The 20,612-nt window shown below is 62.2% G+C and carries 17 protein-coding genes and 1 pseudogene; 11 read left to right on the forward strand and 7 right to left on the reverse strand.

The annotated features are described in order from the left end of the window. Window positions 1-112: 112 nt before the first annotated feature. Window positions 113-1,108: a hydrolase gene (locus C4J84_RS24530; protein ID WP_124368707.1), complete on the forward strand. Its 996-nt coding sequence runs from the start codon at window positions 113-115 to the stop codon at window positions 1,106-1,108. 297 nt (window positions 1,109-1,405) lie between these two features. Here the strand turns inward: C4J84_RS24530 and C4J84_RS24535 are convergent, their stop codons facing one another. Together C4J84_RS24535 and C4J84_RS24540 are read right to left on the reverse strand one after the other, a co-directional pair. After that, window positions 1,406-2,260 carry a sulfurtransferase gene (locus tag C4J84_RS24535; RefSeq protein WP_124372182.1) on the reverse strand — a complete coding sequence of 285 codons (855 nt, stop codon included), beginning with the start codon at window positions 2,258-2,260 and terminating at the stop codon, window positions 1,406-1,408. 33 nt (window positions 2,261-2,293) lie between these two features. Continuing rightward, window positions 2,294-2,965: a TetR/AcrR family transcriptional regulator gene (locus tag C4J84_RS24540; protein ID WP_124372183.1), complete on the reverse strand. Its 672-nt coding sequence runs from the start codon at window positions 2,963-2,965 to the stop codon at window positions 2,294-2,296. A gap of 129 nt (window positions 2,966-3,094) precedes the next feature. Between C4J84_RS24540 and C4J84_RS24545 the strand changes: the two are divergent. The 5 genes and pseudogenes from C4J84_RS24545 to C4J84_RS24565 form a co-directional block, all read left to right on the forward strand. Next, window positions 3,095-4,537 (forward strand): annotated as a pseudogene (locus C4J84_RS24545) (coniferyl aldehyde dehydrogenase); the annotation flags it as partial. Between the two features lie 27 nt (window positions 4,538-4,564). Then, complete coding sequence (locus C4J84_RS24550; protein ID WP_124372185.1) at window positions 4,565-5,110, forward strand: twin-arginine translocation pathway signal protein; 546 nt, start codon at window positions 4,565-4,567, stop codon at window positions 5,108-5,110. Window positions 5,111-5,147: 37 nt separating this feature from the next. Further along, the gene (locus C4J84_RS24555; protein WP_124372186.1) at window positions 5,148-6,743 is read left to right on the forward strand and encodes a GMC family oxidoreductase; all 1,596 of its coding nucleotides are present in this window, start codon (window positions 5,148-5,150) and stop codon (window positions 6,741-6,743) included. A gap of 103 nt (window positions 6,744-6,846) precedes the next feature. Beyond that, entirely contained in the window at window positions 6,847-7,326 is a 480-nt protein-coding gene (gene coaD, locus C4J84_RS24560; RefSeq protein WP_049711086.1) for a pantetheine-phosphate adenylyltransferase, read from the forward strand. A gap of 102 nt (window positions 7,327-7,428) precedes the next feature. Then, window positions 7,429-7,680 (forward strand): YfhL family 4Fe-4S dicluster ferredoxin, encoded by a 252-nt coding sequence (locus C4J84_RS24565; RefSeq protein WP_003195146.1) that lies wholly within the window; start codon window positions 7,429-7,431, stop codon window positions 7,678-7,680. Between the two features lie 115 nt (window positions 7,681-7,795). On the opposite strand, the gene mutM is transcribed toward C4J84_RS24565, so the two are convergent. Next, window positions 7,796-8,608 carry a bifunctional DNA-formamidopyrimidine glycosylase/DNA-(apurinic or apyrimidinic site) lyase gene (mutM, locus tag C4J84_RS24570; RefSeq protein ID WP_124364828.1) on the reverse strand — a complete coding sequence of 271 codons (813 nt, stop codon included), beginning with the start codon at window positions 8,606-8,608 and terminating at the stop codon, window positions 7,796-7,798. A 21-nt stretch (window positions 8,609-8,629) separates the two neighbouring features. Further along, complete coding sequence (locus C4J84_RS24575; protein WP_177412782.1) at window positions 8,630-9,442, reverse strand: HDOD domain-containing protein; 813 nt, start codon at window positions 9,440-9,442, stop codon at window positions 8,630-8,632. Between the two features lie 295 nt (window positions 9,443-9,737). On the opposite strand from C4J84_RS24575, the gene C4J84_RS24580 reads away from it, so the two are divergent. After that, on the forward strand, window positions 9,738-10,934 hold the full coding sequence (locus C4J84_RS24580; protein ID WP_053127951.1) for a class I SAM-dependent rRNA methyltransferase: 1,197 nt from the start codon (window positions 9,738-9,740) through the stop codon (window positions 10,932-10,934). 309 nt (window positions 10,935-11,243) lie between these two features. Next, entirely contained in the window at window positions 11,244-13,085 is a 1,842-nt protein-coding gene (gene ilvD / locus C4J84_RS24585) for a dihydroxy-acid dehydratase (RefSeq protein ID WP_057723488.1), read from the forward strand. Window positions 13,086-13,278: 193 nt separating this feature from the next. Here ilvD and C4J84_RS24590 read toward each other — a convergent pair whose 3' ends face one another. After that, window positions 13,279-14,337, reverse strand: coding sequence for a haloacid dehalogenase-like hydrolase (locus C4J84_RS24590; RefSeq protein ID WP_124436226.1), 1,059 nt, complete (start codon window positions 14,335-14,337; stop codon window positions 13,279-13,281). A gap of 241 nt (window positions 14,338-14,578) precedes the next feature. Between C4J84_RS24590 and C4J84_RS24595 the strand changes: the two genes are divergently transcribed. Next, window positions 14,579-15,970, forward strand: coding sequence for an L-cystine transporter (locus C4J84_RS24595; RefSeq protein WP_124372189.1), 1,392 nt, complete (start codon window positions 14,579-14,581; stop codon window positions 15,968-15,970). Window positions 15,971-16,054: 84 nt separating this feature from the next. Here the strand turns inward: C4J84_RS24595 and C4J84_RS24600 are convergent, their stop codons facing one another. Further along, the gene (locus C4J84_RS24600; RefSeq protein WP_124372190.1) at window positions 16,055-16,567 is read right to left on the reverse strand and encodes a dihydrofolate reductase; all 513 of its coding nucleotides are present in this window, start codon (window positions 16,565-16,567) and stop codon (window positions 16,055-16,057) included. Between the two features lie 69 nt (window positions 16,568-16,636). Between C4J84_RS24600 and C4J84_RS24605 the strand changes: the two genes are divergently transcribed. Beyond that, complete coding sequence (locus tag C4J84_RS24605) at window positions 16,637-18,016, forward strand: DUF2868 domain-containing protein (RefSeq protein ID WP_124372191.1); 1,380 nt, start codon at window positions 16,637-16,639, stop codon at window positions 18,014-18,016. Then, window positions 18,009-19,376 carry a DUF3482 domain-containing protein gene (locus C4J84_RS24610; protein ID WP_124372192.1) on the forward strand — a complete coding sequence of 456 codons (1,368 nt, stop codon included), beginning with the start codon at window positions 18,009-18,011 and terminating at the stop codon, window positions 19,374-19,376. The genes C4J84_RS24605 and C4J84_RS24610 overlap by 8 nt, the downstream gene beginning before the upstream one ends. 7 nt (window positions 19,377-19,383) lie before the next feature. On the opposite strand, the gene C4J84_RS24615 is transcribed toward C4J84_RS24610, so the two are convergent. Next, on the reverse strand, window positions 19,384-20,514 hold the full coding sequence (locus C4J84_RS24615; protein WP_124372193.1) for a TIGR03364 family FAD-dependent oxidoreductase: 1,131 nt from the start codon (window positions 20,512-20,514) through the stop codon (window positions 19,384-19,386). Window positions 20,515-20,612 lie beyond the last annotated feature (98 nt).

Below are 20,612 nucleotides of genomic sequence, written 5' to 3' on the forward strand. Positions count from 1 at the left end.
GTCGAACAGGCGACACGGGCTGCCTGATAGCGCTGCGTTATCGTTTACGTTTTTCGCGAGCAAGCTCGCTCCTACAGGAGTCAGGGTAAGTTCGTCCGGCGGCGAGTATTTCATGACGGCATCTGTGGACCGCTTCACCCCCGCCTTCGGCCTCGGCAACCCCCATCTGCAAACGCTGTGGGGGCCGCTATGGCGTCCCACCACGCATATCGAGCGTCAGCGCGAACGCCTGTGGCTGGAGGACGGCGACTTTCTGGACCTCGACTGGCACGGCCCACATGACGTGCACGCGCCTCTGGTGCTGGTGCTGCACGGGCTGACCGGTTCGTCCAATTCGCCCTACGTGGCCGGCCTGCAAAAGGCGCTCGCGGCCCAAGGCTGGGCCAGCGCAGCCTTGAACTGGCGCGGTTGCTCAGGCGAGCCGAATTTGTTGGCCCGCAGCTACCATTCCGGTGCCAGCGAAGATCTGGCGGCAGCGATCGCCCATCTGCGTGCCAAGCGGCCGTTGGCGCCGTTATATGCGGTGGGTTATTCCTTGGGCGGCAACGTATTGCTCAAGCACCTGGGGGAAACCGGCGACGCCTCCGGGCTGCAAGGCGCGGCGGCGGTATCGGTGCCGTTTCGCCTGGATCAATGCGCGGATCGCATCGGGATTGGCTTTTCGCGGGTGTATCAGAAGCACTTTATGCGCGAGATGCTGGCTTATATCCGCGTCAAGCAACGCCAGTTTTTGCAGGACGGCCGACAAGACGGGCTCAACACCCTGGAGGCGTTGGGTCCGTTGGAGAAAATGCGCACGTTCTGGGATTTCGATGGCCGGGTCACCGCGCCGCTGCACGGTTTCCTCAGCGCCGAGGACTACTACCGCCGCGCCTCGAGTCGCTACTACCTGGGCGCTATCCGCACGCCGACGTTGATTATCCAGGCGGCGGATGACCCGTTTGTGTTTGCCCACAGTTTGCCCGAAGCCAGTGAGCTATCAGACTGTACCGAGTTCGAGCTGACGGCCAAGGGCGGGCATGTGGGGTTTGTAGAGGGTTCGCTGAAACGCCCCGGCTACTACCTGGAACGCCGCATCCCCCAATGGCTACTGGCACAACACGGATAAAAATGTGGGAGGGGGGCTTGCCCTAATGCCAGTCAGTTAAGGACGAACACTGTACCTGTGGCGAGGGAGCTTGCTCCCGCTGGGCCGCGAAGCGGCCCCAAAAATGGGACTGCTGCGCAGTCCAGCGGGAGCAAGCTCCCTCGCCACAGGTTACTTTTTACCCTTTCTACTTCTTAACTGACTGGCATTAGGGCTTGCCCCCGATTGCAGTGGATCAGCTAAAGATAAGCTAGCTGATACTCCGCTATCGGGAGCAAGCCCCCTCCCACATTTTGATTGGGTTCGCAGGCCGATTGCTCAGTCGCCAGTGGCAATTTCCCGCGCTGGATCCGTAATCCACTCACTCCAAGACCCCGCATACAACTTGCCCAACGGGTACCCCGCCAAGCCCAACGCAAACAGGTTATGGCACGCCGTCACACCCGAACCGCAATACGCCACCAGCTCATCCGGCGACCGGCCCTGCAACTGCGCAGCAAAACGCTGTTTGAGCTGCTCAGCCGGCAAAAAGCGCCCATCACTGCCAAGGTTTTCATTGAAGGCCGCGCATTGCGCGCCTGGAATATGCCCGGCGATCGGGTCGATGGGCTCCACATCACCACGAAAACGCGCCTGGGCGCGAGCATCGATCAACGTCATGCCCGGTTCGCCCAGGCGTTTCTGTAACTGCTCGGCATCGAGCACCAATCGATTATCCGGCGTACCGGCAAACGTGCCTGGTTCGACCACCGGCGCATCCAGGCTCAATGGGAAGCCCGCCGCGTGCCACGCCTTGAGGCCGCCATCCAGGATAAACACACCCTCGCGCTTGCCGAGCCAGGCCAGCAACCACCATGCCCGAGCCGCAAAGGCCCCTGGGCCGTCGTCATACAGCACCACGTCGGTGTCAGCGCTGATGCCCCATGCCTGCAATTGCTGAATGAAGGCGTGCGCCGCGGGCAGCGGGTGACGGCCGGTCACGCCCTTGATCACCGGGCCGCTGAGATGGCGCTCCAGGTCGGCATATTGCGCCCCTTCGATGTGCCCTTCGGCATAGCTGCACAGGCCGTAATCCGGGTCTTCCAGGGCAAAACGGCAATCGAGGATCACCAGCCCGGCCGACGTTTGGCGCTCGGCTAATGCCTGGGGGCTGATCAGTTGAGCAAGTGGCATGACTGACTCCTGTGCATACAAAGGGGAAAGGTCTTACTTCACTTCTTCCAATGCCTGGTTCAATGGCACGTAAAACTCTTTGAACAACGCATCCACCGCCGTTTTTGCCTGAGGCGTGACAAACCCCGCCTCCAGCACCAGCACCTGATAGACCCCACGTTTTATCGCTTCGGCGCTCAAATGGGTGGAATTTTCATTGGTGGTGCACAGGAAACGCACCCACGAGGTGAGGATGATCCAGGCATTGAGGGTCAGGGCCTCGGTTTGCACCGGGTCCATCGTGAGGATGCCGGCGTCGACAAAGCCCTGGTAGATTGCCCCGCCCTGGATCAGGCAGCGCTGGGAGAACCGCCGATAGCCCGTGGCCAGCTCGGGGTCGCTTTCCAATAAATGTTCGAGGTCGCGGTGCAGGAAGCGGTAGCGCCACATGCCGGCCAGTACCGCCTGCAGGTAAAAGCGTTTGTCTTCCACCACCATCGCCCGCCCCTGGGGCGGGCGTAGGAAACTGTCCACCAACGTTTCGTATTCACGGAACAGCACGGCGATAATCGCCTGCTTATTGGGGAAGTGGTAGTACAGGTTGCCCGGGGAAATCTCCATATGGGCAGCGATATGGTTGGTGCTGACACTGCGCTCCCCCTGCTGGTTAAAAAGCTCCAGGCTGGTTTGCACAATTCGCTCGCTGGTCTTTACTCGTGGTGCCATAGGGCTCAGCTTCCAAACACAGGATGAGGCATCTTACGGCCTATCCGGGTCAGGATAAATCTGGTTGTTACTGCAATGTTATTTGACAATTTAGAGTAATGACTCTAAAAATCCAGGCAGACCTATAACAACCGGGACCGCGCCATGTCTGCCAACGTTGCCTACCTGCAGCAATCCCAGGCGCTGGATCAACTCCAGATCCTGTTCGACGCCCAACGTAGTGCTTATGCCGCCAACCCGATGCCGCCGGCCGCGCAACGCCAGCAATGGCTCAAGGCCCTGCGCGATGTGCTCAGCGATGAACGCCAGGCGCTGATCAATGCGATCAGCCAGGACTTCAGCCATCGCAGCGCGGACGAAACCCTGTTCGCCGAACTGATGCCCAGCCTGCACGGCATTCACTACGCGAGTAAACACCTCAAAGGCTGGATGAAACCTTCTCGGCGTGCTGTAGGCATTGCCTTTCAGCCCGCGTCGGCCAAAGTCATTTACCAACCGCTGGGTGTGGTCGGCGTCATCGTGCCGTGGAACTACCCGCTGTACCTGGCTATCGGTCCGCTGGTCGGAGCCTTGGCCGCCGGCAACCGGGTAATGCTCAAGCTCAGCGAATCCACGCCGGCCACCGGCGAACTGCTCAAGGCATTGCTGGCAAAAATCTTCCCCGAAGACCTGGTGTGCGTGGTGCTCGGCGAAGCTGACGTCGGCGTGGCATTTTCCAGGTTGCGTTTCGATCATTTGCTGTTCACCGGCGCCACCAGCATCGGCCGGCATGTGATGCGGGCCGCCGCCGAACACCTCACACCGGTCACCCTGGAGTTGGGCGGCAAATCGCCAGCCATTGTGTCCGCCGACGTGCCGCTCAAGGACGCCGCCGAACGTATCGCCTTCGGCAAGGCCTTGAACGCCGGGCAAACCTGCGTGGCGCCCGACTATGTGCTGGTGCCGGAGGAACGTGTGGACGGTTTTGTCGAGGCTTACACCAACGCGATTCGCGGGTTTTATCCGACCCTGGCCGACAACCCGGACTACACCGCCATCATCAACGAGCGGCAACTGGACAGGCTCAATGCCTACGCCAAGGATGCCACCGACAAGGGCGCCACCCTGATTCCGCTTTACGACCAGGGCCAAGCACGCCGTATGGCCCATAGCCTGTTGCTGAATGTAAGCGACGATATGACGGTCATGCAGGACGAGATCTTTGGTCCGCTATTACCGATCGTGCCCTATCGCGGCATCGACCAGGCCTTTGCCTACATCAACCAACGCCCTCGCCCGCTGGCCCTGTATTACTTCGGCTACAACAAACGCGAACAGGACCGTGTGCTCCACGAGACCCACTCCGGCGGCGTGTGCCTGAACGACACCCTGCTGCACGTGGCCCAGGACGACATGCCATTCGGCGGCATCGGCCCCTCTGGCATGGGCCACTACCACGGCCACGAAGGTTTCCTGACGTTCAGCAAGGCCAAGGGCGTGCTGGTCAAACAGCGTTTGAACGCGGCGAAGCTGATCTACCCGCCCTACGGGAAAACCATCCAGAAGTTGATCCAGAAGCTGTTTATCCGCTGATAACCTCACCTGCGGGACAAAAAAACAATGAACCCCAGCCTGACTGAAACACCTGCGCTGTCACGGCGCGGCGTCTTGAAAATCGGCCTGTGCGCCAGCGCGTTCCTGGCCACCGCCGGGCTGGGGGCGAGCCTCAGCGGCTGCTCGAGCAGCACGCCGGCCAGCGGCTTTGCGCTGTTGCGGACCAGTGACCTGCCATTTTTGCGCGCGGTGATCCCGGTACTGCTGGAAGGCGCGGCCAGCGCCCAGGCCGTCAGCGCCGGAATTGAAGACACCCTTAAAAAGCTCGACTACAGCCTGCAGCACCTGTCACCCGAGATGTTCAAGCTCACCCAGCAGCTGTTCGATGTGCTCGGCATGGGCATTACCCGAGGCCCGCTGACGGGTATCTGGGGCAGCTGGGAAAATGCCAGCGCGGAGCAGATCCGCAACTTCCTGCAGCGTTGGGAAAACAGCTACCTGAACCTGCTGCGCATGGGCCAGGGCTCGCTGCTCAAGCTGGTGACCATGGCCTGGTACTTCCGGCCCGAGTCCTGGGCCCATTGCGGCTATCCCGGCCCGCCGAAAATGTGATTTGCATCCCCAACAATAAAAACCAGAGACGAACCTGATGCCCGTACCCGATCTATTCCGCGACGGCATGGCCCGCGGCTGGAAAACCCACAACGGCGCCGCCCTCGACAGCGACCTGACCCTGGAAGCCGACGTAGCCATCATCGGCAGCGGCGCCGGTGGCGGCACCACCGCCGAAATCCTCAGCGCCGCTGGCTACAAGGTGCTGTTGATCGAAGAAGGCCCACTCAAGACCAGCAGCGATTTCAAGCTGCTGGAAGACGAAGCCTATGCCAGCCTGTACCAGGAAGGGATCGGCCGCATGAGCAAGGACGGTGCGATTACCATCCTGCAGGGCCGGGCGGTGGGCGGCACCACGCTGATCAACTGGACTTCCAGCTTCCGCACACCGGATGCCACCCTCGCCCATTGGGCCAGCGACTACGCGGTGAAGGGCCATAGCAGCGCCGAGATGGCGCCATGGTTCGAGACCATGGAGCAGCGCCTGGGCATCGCGCCATGGGCCCTGCCGCCTAATGCCAACAACGACGTGATCCGCAAAGGCTGCGAAAAGCTCGGCTACAGCTGGCACGTGATCCCGCGCAATGTGCGCGGTTGCTTCAATCTGGGTTATTGCGGCATGGGCTGCCCGGTCAATGCCAAGCAATCGATGCTGGTGACCACCATCCCCGCCACCCTGGAAAAAGGCGGCGAGCTGCTCTACCTGGCTCGCGCCGAGCGCCTCAAATACAGCGGCGACACGATCAGCAGCCTGGAATGCATGGCCATGGATGAGCGCTGCGTGGCGCCTACCGGGCGCAAGATCACCGTGAAGGCCAAACACTACGTACTCGCGGGCGGCGGCATCAACAGCCCGGCATTGCTGATGCGCTCGGGCGCGCCCGACCCGCATTCACGCCTGGGCAAACGCACCTTCCTGCACCTGGTGAATTTCTCCGCCGGGTTGTTCGACGAGGTGATCAACCCCTTCTACGGGGCGCCGCAGTCGATATATTCCGACCACTTCCAGTGGCAGGACGGCACCACCGGTAAAATGTCCTACAAACTAGAAGCTCCGCCCCTGCATCCAGGACTGGCTACCACCCTGTTCGGCGGCTACGGCGCGCAGAACGCCTTGGACATGAGCCAATTGCCCCACACCCACGCCATGCTCGCACTATTGCGAGACGGCTTTCACCCCGACAGCCCTGGCGGCGCAGTGGAATTACGCGGTGACGGTACGCCGGTGCTCGACTATCAGGTCTCGCCCTATGCCTGGGACGGCCTGCGCCGGGCCTTCCACAGCATGGCCGAGATTCAGTTCGCGGCGGGCGCCAAATCGGTCAAGCCCCTGCATCACGACGCCCGGTACGTGAATAACCTGGCAGACGCACGTAGTTTGATCGACGGTTTGAGCCTCGAGCTGCATCGCACCACCCTGGGCAGCGCCCATGTGATGGGCGGTTGTGCCATGGGCGAAGACCCGAAAAACGCAGTGGCCGATAGCCTCGGGCGCCATCACCAACTGCGCAACCTGTCGATTCACGACGGCTCTCTGTTCCCCACCAGCATTGGGGCAAATCCCCAATTGTCGGTGTATGGATTGACTGCCCAACTGGCGTCGGCTTTGTCCGAACGTCTGAAAACAGCGTGAAAAATCGCAGGATCCACGGCATCTATCTACATAAGTCGACTTGGCCGACCGGGATGGCTGCGATACCATCCGGTTCCCCAACGGACTCCGCCAGGACGACGCGATGAACCGAGTGTTGTACCCAGGTACCTTCGACCCGATTACCAAAGGCCATGGCGATCTGGTCGAACGTGCCTCTCGCCTGTTCGACCATGTGATCATCGCGGTTGCCGCCAGCCCCAAGAAAAACCCGCTGTTCCCGCTGGAACAACGCGTGGAGCTGGCCCGTGAGGTCACCAAGCACCTGCCTAACGTAGAAGTGGTGGGCTTTGCGACGCTGCTGGCGCATTTTGCCAAGGAGCAGAACGCCAATGTGTTCCTGCGCGGCCTGCGCGCGGTGTCGGATTTCGAATATGAATTCCAGCTGGCCAACATGAACCGCCAACTGGCGCCGGACGTGGAAAGCCTGTTTCTGACGCCGTCGGAACGCTACTCGTTCATTTCCTCGACGTTGGTGCGCGAAATCGCTGCTTTGGGCGGAGATATCACCAAGTTCGTGCATCCGGCCGTTGCGGACGCGCTGACGCTGCGCTTCAAGAAGTAAGACCGCTCAACCGGCGCCCGCTCGCGCTGCGGGCGCCAATGCGGCACAATTGCGCGCATTAGTTTTCAGATGCCTTGGCTGACGGCCCTGGCAGGAGTTTTCATGTCCCTGATCATCACCGACGATTGCATCAATTGCGACGTCTGCGAACCCGAGTGCCCGAACGCTGCGATTTCCCAGGGCGAAGAGATCTACGTGATCGACCCCAACCTGTGCACCCAGTGCGTCGGCCACTACGACGAGCCCCAATGCCAGCAGGTGTGCCCGGTGGATTGCATTCCATTGGATGAAGCCCATCCGGAGACGGAAGAGCAATTGATGGAGAAGTACCGGAAGATTACCGGTAAGGCTTGAGGCTTTTCAGCGTCTGTAAGGGCCTCATCGGGGGCAAGCCCCTCCCACATGTGAACGCATTTCAAATGTGGGAGGGGGCTTGCTCCCGATGGCGGCATCAGCCATCACACAGCAATCAGCTCTGGCACTTGGGACAAAACACACTCGCCCGCTGCCCCAGCACCACATTGCGCAACTCGGTCCCGCAGACCTTGCACGCCGCGCCGCCCCGGCCATAAACGAACAACTCCTGCTGGAAATACCCCGGCTGCCCATCGCCGCCGATAAAGTCGCGCAACGTGGTACCGCCGCGCTCGATGGCTGCCGCCAGCACTCGCTTGATCTCGATCGCCAGCTTCAGATAACGCCCCCGCGATATACCGCCCGCCGCGCGACGCGGATCGATTCCCGCCGCAAACAGCGCTTCCGTCGCATAGATATTGCCCACGCCCACCACCACCGCGTTATCCATGATGAACGGCTTCACCGCCATCGACCTCCCACGGGACAGCTGGAACAAGCGCTCGCCATCAAACAGCGCGGTCAACGGCTCCGGCCCCAGGCGGATCAGCAACTCGTGGTTGTGCGGGTCCTGGCTCCAGAGCATCGCGCCAAAACGCCGGGGGTCGGTGTAGCGCAGGGCCAGGCCGGATTCCAGCTCGATATCCACATGTTCATGCTTGGCCGCAGGCATGCCGACTTCAACCAGGCGCAGGTTGCCCGACATGCCCAGGTGACTGATCAAGGTGCCCACTTCGGCATTGATCAACAGGTACTTGGCCCGCCGCTCCACCAGCACGATGCGCTGCCCGGACAGGCGCACATCGAGGTCTTCCGGAATCGGCCAGCGCAGGCGGCGCTCACGCACCACTACCCGGCTGACGCGCTGGCCCTCCAGGTGAGGGGCAATCCCGCGCCGGGTGGTTTCGACTTCTGGTAACTCAGGCATGTGTACCTCGGGAAGAAAGGCTCAGTGCGCGCCCAGCTCGCGGATCGACAACTTCAGGCTTTCGAAGTCGTAGTCCGACAGGCCAACGTGATCCAGCACCAGATGGCCGATCGCCTCCCACTCACGGTCGACAGTCTGGTTGCCCAGCACGCGATAGGACGAACAGATGTGCTCGGCCATTTTCAGGATCGCCAGCAGATTTTTAAGGGCAGGGTTGCGCGACGACTCATCGCTGAAAATCGCCAGGGCGTTGTGGTGATTGGCGATGGCGTCGGTCACATGCTCCGGCAGGCGCCAGGATTTGGCGGTGTAGTAGCCCACCACGGCATGGTTGGTATTGAACGCGTTGTTCTCGGTGTCGACCACGCGGCAATCCGGGCCGGCATTGGCGTAGCCCTGCTCCAATACCGTCATGTAGTTGGGGAACCGCTTGAGCATCAGCGGTACGCCGCAATCGTGGAACAGGCCCAGGGCGTAGGCTTCGTCGACCGCTTGAGCGCCGGTGCGCTTGGCCAGGGTCAGGCAGGTCATGGCCACGTCCTGGGCCGTGTCCCAGAAGCGGTTGAGCGTGACGATGGTGTCATCGCTCATCTCGCCTTTGATCGACAACGCATTGATCAGGTTGATCACCGAGCGGCTGCCCAGCAGGTTCACCGCGCGCTGGATCGAGGCGATCTTGTTGCTCAGGCCGTAATACGGCGAGTTGACGATTTTCAGCAACGCGCCGGACAGGCCCGGGTCCTGGGCGATCAGCCGGGCGATCACTTCCAGGTCCGGGTCGGGCATGTACTGCTCCATCTGCAAATCCACCATGATTTGCGGCTGGGGCGGCACGCTGATGCCTTGCAGCACCTGCTGAATCTGTTCGGCGGAAAGCTCTTGGGACATAAGTACACACTCTGGGCTAGGCGGGGATTCTAACCCTTATGCAGACGTGGCCGACACCCACAAACCGAACTGAAACCGGATCAAATGTGGGAGGGGGCTTGCCCCCGATTGCGGTATATCAATGAAAGATGAGCTGACTGATCCATCGCTATCGGGAGCAAGCCCCCTCCCACATGTCCGGCGGCGCGCTCAGTAACTACACAACACGGTATACTCCCGCTCTTTTTTCCGGAGCGACGTCATGTCCCTGCCAAGCCTGCGTCTCAAAGCCAACGCTGATCGTCGTTTGCGCAACGGCCACCTGTGGGTCTACAGCAACGAAATCGACGTGGCCGCCACCCCACTCCACGGCTTCCAGGCAGGTGACCAGGCTATCCTGGAAGCGGCCGGTGGCAAGACCCTGGGCATCGTGGCCATGAGCCCGAACAACCTGATCTGCGCCCGCCTGCTGTCGCGCGACATCAAGTTGCCGCTGGACAAGTCGCTGCTGGTGCACCGCATCAACGTCGCCCTGTCGCTGCGTGATCGCCTGTTCGACAAGCCATTCTATCGCCTGGTCTACGGTGATTCCGACCTGCTGCCAGGTCTGGTGGTCGACCGTTTCGGCGACATCCTCGTCGTGCAGATCGCCTCGGCGACCATGGAAGCCCATAAAGAAGACGTGATCGCCGCGCTGACCCAAGTGCTCAAGCCGAGCGGCATCCTGTTCAAGAACGACTCCGCCGCGCGCGACGCCGAAGGCCTCAACCGCTACGTCGAAACCGTGTTCGGCCTGGTGCCGGAGTGGGTGGCGCTGGAAGAAAACGGCGTGAAATTCGAAGCCCCGGTGATCCAGGGCCAGAAAACCGGCTGGTTCTACGACCACCGCATGAACCGCGCACGCCTGGCGCCGTATGCCAAGGGCAAGCGCGTACTCGACCTGTACAGCTACATCGGCGGCTGGGGCGTACAAGCCGCGGCTTTCGGCGCCAGTGAAGTGTTCTGCGTCGACGCCTCTGCCTTCGCCCTCGATGGCGTGGAGCGCAACGCCGCGCTGAACGGCGTCGCCGAGAAAATGACCTGCATCGAAGGCGACGTGTTCGAAGCGCTCAAGGAACTCAAAGCCAGCGAAGAACGCTTCGACGTGATCGTCGCCGACCCGCCGGCCTTCATCAAGCGCAAGAAAGACATGAAAAACGGCGAAGGCGCCTACCGCCGCCTGAACGAGCAAGCCATGCGCCTGCTCAGCAAGGACGGCATCCTGGTCAGCGCCTCGTGCTCCATGCACCTGCCCGAAGACGACCTGCAAAACATCCTGCTGACCAGCGCCCGCCACCTGGACCGCAATATCCAGATGCTCGAACGCGGCGGCCAGGGCCCGGACCATCCGGTGCACCCGGCGATCGTCGAGACGCGCTATATCAAGAGCATTACCTGCCGGTTGTTGCCGAACAGCTAACACCGGAACCTCCCTTGTAGGAGCGAGCTTGCTCGCGAAAAACCAACAGGCGACGCGCGCTGCCTGATAGCGCTGCGTTATCGTTTACGTTTTTCGCGAGCAAGCTCGCTCCTACAGGAAGACGGTGTAGAATCGGGCCTATTCATCGCCAGTCATCCCCCGGCGGGTTTATGAGCTCAAGGCCAATGCGCACGGCGATCCCGTCACGTTTGCGGCAACTTCCGGACACCAGTGCCATTTTTCGGGTGTTCCAGACGTCAATAGAAGCTCACTCCCCTTTGATACCTGATTAGCCGCCCGGAGTGCTCCATGCCAGATTACCGCTCGAAAACATCCACCCACGGCCGCAACATGGCCGGCGCGCGCGCACTGTGGCGTGCCACGGGGATGAAAGATGACGACTTCAAGAAGCCGATCATCGCGATTGCCAACTCGTTCACCCAGTTCGTCCCCGGCCACGTCCACCTCAAGGACCTGGGCCAATTGGTCGCCCGCGAGATCGAACGCGCCGGCGGCGTGGCAAAGGAATTCAACACCATCGCCGTGGACGACGGCATCGCCATGGGCCATGACGGCATGCTGTACTCGCTGCCGAGCCGCGAGATCATCGCCGACTCCGTGGAGTACATGGTCAACGCCCACTGCGCCGACGCCATCGTGTGCATTTCCAACTGCGACAAGATCACCCCCGGCATGCTGATGGCCGCCCTGCGCCTGAACATCCCGGTGATCTTCGTCTCCGGCGGCCCGATGGAAGCCGGCAAGACCAAGCTTGCCTCCCACGGCCTCGACCTGGTCGACGCCATGGTCATCGCCGCCGATTCCAGCGCTTCTGACGAGAAGGTCGCGGAATACGAGCGCAGCGCCTGCCCGACCTGCGGTTCATGCTCCGGCATGTTCACCGCCAACTCGATGAACTGCCTGGTGGAAGCCCTGGGCCTGGCCTTGCCGGGCAACGGTTCGACGCTGGCCACCCACAGCGACCGCGAGCAATTGTTCCTGCAGGCCGGCCGCACCATCGTCGAGCTGTGCAAGCGCTACTACACCGAGAACGATGAGTCGGTATTGCCGCGCAATATCGCCAACTTCAAGGCGTTCGAAAACGCCATGACCCTGGACATCGCCATGGGCGGTTCCACCAACACCATCCTGCACTTGCTGGCTGCCGCCCAGGAAGCCGAGATCGATTTCGACCTGCGCGACATCGACCGTCTGTCCCGTCACGTGCCGCAACTGTGCAAGGTCGCGCCGAACATCCAGAAGTACCACATGGAAGACGTGCACCGCGCCGGCGGGATCTTCTCGATCCTGGGCTCCCTGGCCCGTGGCGGCCTGCTGCACACCGACCTGCCGACTGTGCACAGCACGTCTCTCGCCGAAGGCATCGCCAAGTGGGATATCACCCAGACTGACGACGAAGCCGTGCACACCTTCTTCAAGGCAGGCCCTGCAGGCATTCCGACCCAGACCGCGTTCAGCCAGTCGACCCGCTGGGACACCCTGGATGACGACCGTGAAAACGGCTGCATCCGCAGTGTCGAGCACGCCTATTCCCAAGAAGGCGGCCTGGCCGTGCTGTACGGCAACATCGCCCTCGACGGTTGCGTGGTGAAGACTGCCGGTGTGGACGAGTCCATCCACGTGTTCGAAGGCCGCGCCAAGATCTACGAAAGCCAGGACAGCTCGGTGCGCGGCATCCTGGCTGACGAAGTCAAAGAAGGCGACATCGTAATCATCCGCTACGAAGGCCCCAAAGGCGGCCCGGGTATGCAGGAAATGCTTTACCCAACTTCGTACCTCAAGTCCAAAGGCCTGGGCAAAGCCTGTGCCCTGCTCACCGACGGCCGCTTCTCCGGCGGCACCTCGGGCCTGTCCATCGGCCACGCTTCGCCGGAAGCCGCTGCCGGCGGCGCGATCGGCCTGGTGCAGGATGGTGACAAAGTGCTGATCGACATTCCGAACCGTTCGATCAACCTGTTGATCAGCGATGAAGAACTGGCCGCACGCCGGGTCGAGCAGGACAAGAAAGGCTGGAAGCCGGTGGAGAAGCGCCCGCGCAAAGTCACGACCGCGTTGAAAGCTTATGCCCTGTTGGCGACCAGTGCCGATAAAGGTGCCGTGCGTAACAAGGCGATGCTAGACGGCCTGTAACCGTCTCCCATGAAAATGCCCCGCACTTGGCGGGGCATTTTTTTGCCTGGAGATAAACCCCAAGACCGATGAAGATCAAATGTGGGAGGGGGCTTGCTCCCGATAGCAGAGTGTCAGGCAATATATGAGCTGCCTGACCCACCGCTATCGGGAGCAAGCCCCCTCCCACATTTTTTTGACCGCGTTCAGCCTGTTACTGAATATCCTCCGGCTTGACGATCACCCAATTCTTGTCCGCCGTCACCGGCAACCCTTCCTTGGCCTGCGCCGCCGCATGCTTGGCCATCATGCCGTTGAGCTGAGTCATGTATTTGTCTTTGCGGTTGATCCACAAATGGATGCCACCCTTGGCCACGTCCACATCGTGGAACAGCATGTAACCGTCGCTGGTCGGGGTGTCGCCGCCGACGATCACCGGTTTTTTCCACTCGTCGATGTACGTGAGGATCGCCGCGTGTTTGCCGGCCATCCAGGTCGCCGGGGTCCACAGGTACGGCGTGAGTTCCAGGCCAAGGTTGGCCTTCTCGTCGTATTTGCCGGCGGCGATCTGTTTGCGCGCGGTGGTCAGTTCGCCCGTGCTGCGGTCTTTGAGCAGGGTGGTCACGCCGATGACGTTTTCGGGTTTGACGTTGTAGCCGTACTTCGGATCAGCAGCGACCATGCGCACCAGTTCCTCCGAGGCGGCAGTCATCACATACACGTCGATGCCGTTTTCCATCAGCTTGTTGTACAGCTCGGCCTGGCCGGTGAAGACTTTCGGTGGCTGCACTTCGGATTTCTTCACCGCGTCGCCTTCAAAATAGGTGACGGGCACAGGCTTGCCGGAGGCCATCAACTCGTCGACCTGGACCTTGAGTTCCTTGAGGGTGAAGCCGGAAAACACTTGGGCCACCCACGGGTAGCACACCATGTCGTCCACTTCGCAGAGGCGATAGTAGTAGCTGAACAGGCTTTCCTTGTGGTCGGCGGTGTCTTTGAACGGCATCAGCTTGAGCGAAGGGTCGAGGCTGTCGCGGGTGATCAGGCCCTTGTTCTCCATGTACGGCAGCAGGGATTCTTCAAGGTCGTAGCGGTAGCTGGTGTTGTCCATGTCGAACACTGCGAAATTGCCCTTGTTGGCATTGGCAGCGATCATCTCGTTCAATTGTTTGGCGGCAGGCGCCGGCCAGTGTTTCAACTCGGTGGCGGCCAGCGCCTGGCTGGCGAGCCCAAGGCAGAGAGCGGCGGCAAGCAATTTCAGCGCGAGCTTCATAAGCGTTCCTTCCTGAGTGAAAGACATCGACGCTAACAAATCTGTGTGACAGTCCTCGCGTCGAGCACGACGGCCTGCGTCCTGATTCCGCCAACGGCATACGCGGCAGCGTCAAACGCTTATTCCAAAAACGACAGTGACCATTCCATATCGGTATTAAATCAATATATTTCAAGCTGTTAGGCTCTCCGGTTCGCAATCGCAGGCTCACGCGATTGGCTGCCTTCTCAACGGAGCTTCAATGAATCTTCCCCTGATTCTCAACTTACTGGTGTTCGTGGCCCTGTTGCTGGGCCTGGCACAAACCGGCCGTACTCAATGGAGCCTTGCCAAGAAGGTGCTGTTCGCCCTGGTGCTTGGCGTGGTATTCGGTGTGGTATTGCATGCCATCTATGGCGCCGGCCACCCGGTGCTCAAGGCTTCCATTGGTTGGTTCGACCTGGTCGGCAACGGCTATGTGCAACTGCTGCAAATGATCGTGATTCCGCTGGTGTTCGCCTCGATCCTCAGTGCCGTGGCGCGTCTGCACAACGCCTCGTCCCTGGGCAAGATCAGCTTCCTGACCATCGGCACCCTGCTGTTCACCACCGCGATTGCCGCGCTGATCGGTATCGGCCTGACCAACCTGTTCGGCCTGACCGCCGAAGGCCTGGTCGCCGGCACCCAGGAAATGGCGCGCCTGCAAGTGATCCAGAACGATTACGCGGGCAAGGTCGCCGACCTGAATATCCCGCAATTGCTGCTGTCGTTCGTGCCGGCCAACCCGTTCGCCGACCTGGCCCGGGCCAAGCCGACGTCAATCATCAGCGTGGTGATCTTTGCCGCATTCCTGGGGGTTGCCGCGCTGCAACTGCTCAAGGATGACGTGGAGAAAGGCCAGAAAGTGCTCAACGCCATCGACACCCTGCAAGCCTGGGTGATGCGCCTGGTGCGCCTGGTCATGAAGCTGACTCCGTACGGCGTACTGGCGCTGATGACCAAGGTGGTCGCCAGCTCCAACCTGCAGGACATCATCAAGCTCGGCAGCTTTGTCGTGGTGTCGTACCTGGCCCTGGGCCTGATGTTCGTGGTGCACGGCCTGTTGCTGTCGCTGGCCGGCGTCAACCCGCTGCGCTTCTTCCGCAAGGTGTGGCCGGTGCTGACGTTTGCCTTCACCAGCCGCTCCAGCGCGGCCTCGATCCCCTTGAGCATCGAAGCGCAGACCCGTCGCCTGGGCATCCCGCAGTCAATCGCCGGTTTCGCCGCTTCGTTTGGCGCGACCATCGGCCAGAACGGCTGTGCCGGGCTCTATCCTGCGATGTTGGCGGTGATGGTGGCGCCAACGGTCGGCATCAACCCGCTGGACCCGCTTTGGATCGCGACATTGGTGGCGATTGTGACCTTGAGCTCGGCCGGCGTTGCCGGGGTTGGCGGTGGTGCGACCTTCGCCGCGCTGATCGTGCTGCCGGCCATGGGCTTGCCGGTGTCACTGGTAGCGCTGCTGATTTCCGTGGAGCCGCTGATCGACATGGGCCGCACGGCGTTGAACGTAAATGGCTCGATGACGGCGGGGGCGATTACCAGCCAGCTCATGGGGCAGACGGATAAAGCGTTGCTGGATGCCGATGAGCATGCTGAGCTAGCGCAGGCCTGATAGAACGCTATCGGGGGCAAGCCCCTCCCACACTTTGATTTGTGAATACATTCAAATGTGGGAGGGGGCTTGCCCCCGATGCTTTTAGGCCTTTTCCCAAACTTCGAAGTTGTAAGCCGGTTTATCACCCTCGGCCGGGTTCTCCAGATTCGACACCAACTTCCACTGGCTCTGATCAAACTCCGGAAACCACGCATCCCCTTCCGGGCTCAACGCCACCCGCGTCAAGTACAGGCGATCGGCGTGTTCCAGCCCCTGCGCATACAGTTGCGCACCGCCGATCAGCATCAGCTCATCCACGCCCTGCTCCAGTGCCCACGCCTCGGCGCGTTCAACCGCAGCTTCCAGTGACGCAAATACTTGCGCACCTTCAAGCACCAGATCGGTCTGACGGCTGACCACGATGTTCAGGCGCCCCGGCAACGGTCGGCCCAGGGAATCCCAGGTCTTGCGCCCCATGATGATCGGCTTGCCGAGGGTGGTGGCCTTGAAATATTTGAAATCCCCCGGCAAATGCCAGGGCATGCTGTTGTCGACGCCGATCACGCGGTTTTCACCGAGGGCTGCGATCAGGCTTAGAGGGAGAGTTTTTTTCATGGCGACGAGAATACCAGAGCTGCGAGTCAGCGGTTATGCTCCAACCTCACGAACACAACAGGATGGCGCGTGACTGCACTGAACCCGCTGCACACACTCTGGCTGACCGAAACCGTGCGCCTGCGCGAAGAACACGCCGGCCCCCTGGAAGACCTCGAAGCCAACCGCCTGGCCCGCTCGGCCGGTGGCGACCTGCCAACGCGTATCGCGCAACGTGCGCTGCACCTGGCCGAACGCGACGGCCTGACCGGCGCGCTCAGTCGCTGGCTGCAAGGCGCGCGCCTGGCCGTGGTAATGCTGGCGATAGTCGCAGTTATCAGCGGCGCCGGCCTGGCGTTTGCCGCGCTGGGCAACGGCGTTACCCCGGTGAATGTGTTCTGGGCCCTGGGCAGCCTGCTCGGCCTGAACCTGATCCTGCTGCTCAGTTGGGCCCTGGGCCTGGTGTTTGCCGGCGAACACAGCGCCAGCCTCGGTCGCCTGTGGCTGTGGCTCAGCGAAAAACTTGCGCGCGACGCCAAGGCCGCGCAGCTGGCACCGGCACTGCTACTGTTGCTGCAGCGCCATAAACTCAACCGTTGGGCGGTTGGTGTGCTGGTCAACAGCCTGTGGTTGCTGGCATTGCTCAGCGCCCTGCTGGTTTTACTGATGCTGCTCGCCACCCGGCGTTACGGCTTCGTGTGGGAAACCACCATCCTGGGAGCGGATACCTTCATCGCCGTCACTCAGGCCCTTGGCACACTGCCCGCCCTGCTCGGCTTCAACGTACCGACGGTCGAGATGATCCGCGCCAGCGGCGACTCCGCACTGAATATCGAAAGCGCCCGCCAGGCCTGGGCCGCCTGGTTGGTGGGGGTGTTGCTGGTCTACGGGGTGCTGCCCCGGCTGGTACTGGCGCTGCTGTGCCTGTGGCGCTGGAAACGTGGGCGCGCGGCCTTGGGCCTGGACCTCACCCAGCCCGGCTACGCCCAACTGCGCGAGCGCCTGATGCCGAGCAGCGAGCGGCTGGGGGTCAACGATGCGGCGCCGGAACACCTGCACCAGGTGGCGGGCGGCGTCAGTGAGCTGCACAGCGACGGCGCGCTGCTGGTTGCCATCGAACTGGACGACCAGCGCCCCTGGCCGCCCAAACTGCCCGGCACGGTCAAGAACGCCGGCATTCTCGACAGCCGTGAATCGCGCAACAGACTGCTGGAGCAGCTCACACGCTTCCCGCCCGCGCGCCTGGCCATCGCCTGCGACCCGCGTCGCTCGCCCGACCGTGGCAGCCTGGCGCTGATCGCCGAACTGGCGCGCAGTGCCGCGGCCACACGGGTGTGGCTGCTGCAAGCGCCGCCCGGCCAGGCGCTGGATGCCGAGCGCCTGGGCGACTGGCACAGCGCGCTGCAACAGCTTGAGCTGCCCTTCGCCGACTGCGCACCGTTGAACTGGCTGGAGAGCGGTCATGACTAAACCCCTGAAGCTCGCCGTAGTCGGCCATACCAACGTGGGCAAGACCTCACTGCTGCGCACCCTGACCCGCGATGTCGGCTTTGGCGAAGTCTCCCATCGCCCCAGCACCACGCGGCATGTCGAAGGTGCGCGCTTATCGGTGGATGGCGAAGCCTTGCTGGAGCTGTACGACACACCCGGCCTGGAAGACGCCATCGCCCTGCTCGACTACCTCGAACGCCTCGACCGCCCCGGTGAACGCCTGGATGGCCCGGCCCGCCTGACGCGGTTCCTGGAAGGCAGCGAAGCGCGCCAACGCTTCGAACAGGAAGCCAAGGTGCTGCGCCAACTGTTGGCCTCGGATGGCGGCCTGTACGTGATCGACGCCCGCGAACCGGTACTGGCCAAGTACCGCGACGAGTTGCAGGTGCTGGCCAGCTGCGGCAAACCCTTGCTGCCGGTGCTCAATTTCGTCAGCAGCAGCGAGCACCGCGAACCCCAGTGGCGCGAAGCTCTGGCTCGCCTGGGCCTGCATGCGCTGGTGCGCTTTGACAGCGTGGCGCCGCCGGAAGACGGCGAACAGCGGTTGTATGAAAGCCTGGCCCTGCTGCTGGAAAACGCACGGCCGCAGTTGGAACGGCTGATCCTCGACCAGCAAGCCCAACGCCAGGCGCGCCAGCAAAGCGCCGCACGCTTGATCGCCGAATTGTTGATCGACTGTGCAGCGTGCCGGCGCAGCGTAATGACCGCAGATGAGCCGCACGCGATCAGCGAACTGCGCAAGGCCGTGCGCCAACGCGAACAAAAGTGCGTGGATTCCCTGCTCAAGCTGTTCGGCTTCCGCCCGCAGGACGCCGCCGCCAGCGACCTGCCGCTGCTGGACGGACGCTGGGGCGACGACCTGTTCAACCCCGAAACCCTCAAACAGCTTGGGGTGCGCGTAGGTGGCGGGATCGCCGCAGGCGCGGCAGCCGGCGCGGGCGTGGACCTGTTGGTCGGCGGCTTGACCCTCGGCGCTGCCGCCATCGCCGGTGCGATTGCCGGTGGCGCGCTGCAGACCGCGCGCAGTTATGGCGGCCGCCTGCTGGGCAAAATCAAAGGCCAGCGCGAGCTGACCGTCGACGACAGCGTGCTGCGCCTGCTCGCCCTGCGCCAACGCCAGTTGCTCAAGGCCTTGAACCTGCGCGGCCATGCGGCGATGCACGGCATCAAGGTCGATACGCCCCAGGATAAAACCTGGCGCGAAGGCAAGCTGCCGGACGCCTTGAACAAAGCGCGCGCCTATCCGCAATGGTCATCGCTCAACCCCCACTCCAGGTTGAGCCAGGCCGAGCGTCAGGAGCAAATCGAGGCGCTGGCTCAGCGATTGGACGAAGCCTGATCCGCCATTAGCACGCCGGCCCCCACAGTGCCGTGATATTTCGCTCGGCCATGGCCGGCCCCACACTCATGCCCACACCGGTATGCATCAGCGCAATGCTGATGCCGGCAGCCGCCTGCACAAACGAAAACGGCGCGGGCCCACGCGAGCCATATACGCCCTGCCAACGCTCCAGCACCTGGATCGTGCAGCCCAGGGTCTGCTCGGCCAGTTCGATCAGCCAGTCATCGACCTGCTCGGCGTTGAACGGCGATGCATCGCTGCCGTAATCATGGGAATCGCCGATGATCAGGTCGCCATGGGGCGTAGGGCTGATCAGCAGGTGAATGCCGTGCTCGTGCAGGTGCGGTGCTTCGCGCAGGATCTGCGCCTGCACCGACGCAGCTTGCGGCAAGTCGGCGAACGCGCCGTAATGCACGCAACTGAGGCCGGTCCACACGGCGTGTTGCAGGTTCAGCTCAAGCGCCGGCCGTGCACGCAGCATTTGCAGGCGGCAGATTTGTGGGTTGAGCGGGGCGATCGATTCGGCCAGCAGGGTCTGGTAGTCGTGCCCGGAACACACAATGATCTGCTCGCCGCGAAAACGCCCCGCCGTGCTGTGCAACTGGCCCGGCTCGACGTCGCGCACCAGGGTCGAAAAGTGAAACTCCACGTTCAGTTCCTGGGCCAGGTAGTTGATCAGCGCCGGGATCGCTTCGCGCGAATACAGTTGCTGGTCGTCCTCGCCATGCAGCGCGGCGCGGTGATGGCGGAACTGGCCGCCGTACAGGTCGTTCAACGCCGCGCCTTGCAGCAACGCCACGTTGTAGCCGTGCTCGCGGGCACGCCCGGCGCAGAAGGCTTCGAGCAGGTGCTCTTCGGCTTCGGTACGGGCGAACAGGTAGGAGCCATTGCGCTTGAGCTGAAAGCCGCAGGCCTGCGCCCAGTGTGCCCAGATATCGCGGCTTTGCCGCGCCAGGTCGAGCATCGGCCCCGGCGGTTGGCCGGTGACCAGCGCCTGGCCGAAGTTGCGCACCGAGGCGCCCAGCGGGGTGGCGCTGCGTTCGAAAACCTTGACCTTGAGCCCGCGCCTGGCAGCGGCGTAGGCATGGGAGAGGCCGAGGATGCCGGCGCCGACAATTAACAGGTCACTACTCATACTGTCCTCTCGTTCCCGCGCTCCGCGTGGGAATTCATCCAGTGACGCTCCGCGTCACGACCTTCAAGAGCGGACGCGGAGCGTCCGGAGCGGCGTTA

The sequence above is a fragment of the Pseudomonas sp. R11-23-07 genome (genome assembly GCF_003852295.1).
Lineage (GTDB): Bacteria > Pseudomonadota > Gammaproteobacteria > Pseudomonadales > Pseudomonadaceae > Aquipseudomonas.

Coding starts and splice junctions, on each gene's coding strand:
- C4J84_RS24540 (WP_124372183.1), bottom strand. CDS start 2,965: ATGGCACCACGAGTAAAGACCAGCGAGCGAATTGTGCAAACCAGCCTG.
- C4J84_RS24530 (WP_124368707.1), top strand. CDS start 113: ATGACGGCATCTGTGGACCGCTTCACCCCCGCCTTCGGCCTCGGCAAC.
- C4J84_RS24590 (WP_124436226.1), bottom strand. CDS start 14,337: ATGAAGCTCGCGCTGAAATTGCTTGCCGCCGCTCTCTGCCTTGGGCTC.
- ilvD (WP_057723488.1), top strand. CDS start 11,244: ATGCCAGATTACCGCTCGAAAACATCCACCCACGGCCGCAACATGGCC.
- C4J84_RS24595 (WP_124372189.1), top strand. CDS start 14,579: ATGAATCTTCCCCTGATTCTCAACTTACTGGTGTTCGTGGCCCTGTTG.
- C4J84_RS24555 (WP_124372186.1), top strand. CDS start 5,148: ATGCCCGTACCCGATCTATTCCGCGACGGCATGGCCCGCGGCTGGAAA.
- C4J84_RS24615 (WP_124372193.1), bottom strand. CDS start 20,514: ATGAGTAGTGACCTGTTAATTGTCGGCGCCGGCATCCTCGGCCTCTCC.
- C4J84_RS24600 (WP_124372190.1), bottom strand. CDS start 16,567: ATGAAAAAAACTCTCCCTCTAAGCCTGATCGCAGCCCTCGGTGAAAAC.
- C4J84_RS24535 (WP_124372182.1), bottom strand. CDS start 2,260: ATGCCACTTGCTCAACTGATCAGCCCCCAGGCATTAGCCGAGCGCCAA.
- C4J84_RS24565 (WP_003195146.1), top strand. CDS start 7,429: ATGTCCCTGATCATCACCGACGATTGCATCAATTGCGACGTCTGCGAA.
- mutM (WP_124364828.1), bottom strand. CDS start 8,608: ATGCCTGAGTTACCAGAAGTCGAAACCACCCGGCGCGGGATTGCCCCT.
- C4J84_RS24610 (WP_124372192.1), top strand. CDS start 18,009: ATGACTAAACCCCTGAAGCTCGCCGTAGTCGGCCATACCAACGTGGGC.
- coaD (WP_049711086.1), top strand. CDS start 6,847: ATGAACCGAGTGTTGTACCCAGGTACCTTCGACCCGATTACCAAAGGC.
- C4J84_RS24580 (WP_053127951.1), top strand. CDS start 9,738: ATGTCCCTGCCAAGCCTGCGTCTCAAAGCCAACGCTGATCGTCGTTTG.
- C4J84_RS24550 (WP_124372185.1), top strand. CDS start 4,565: ATGAACCCCAGCCTGACTGAAACACCTGCGCTGTCACGGCGCGGCGTC.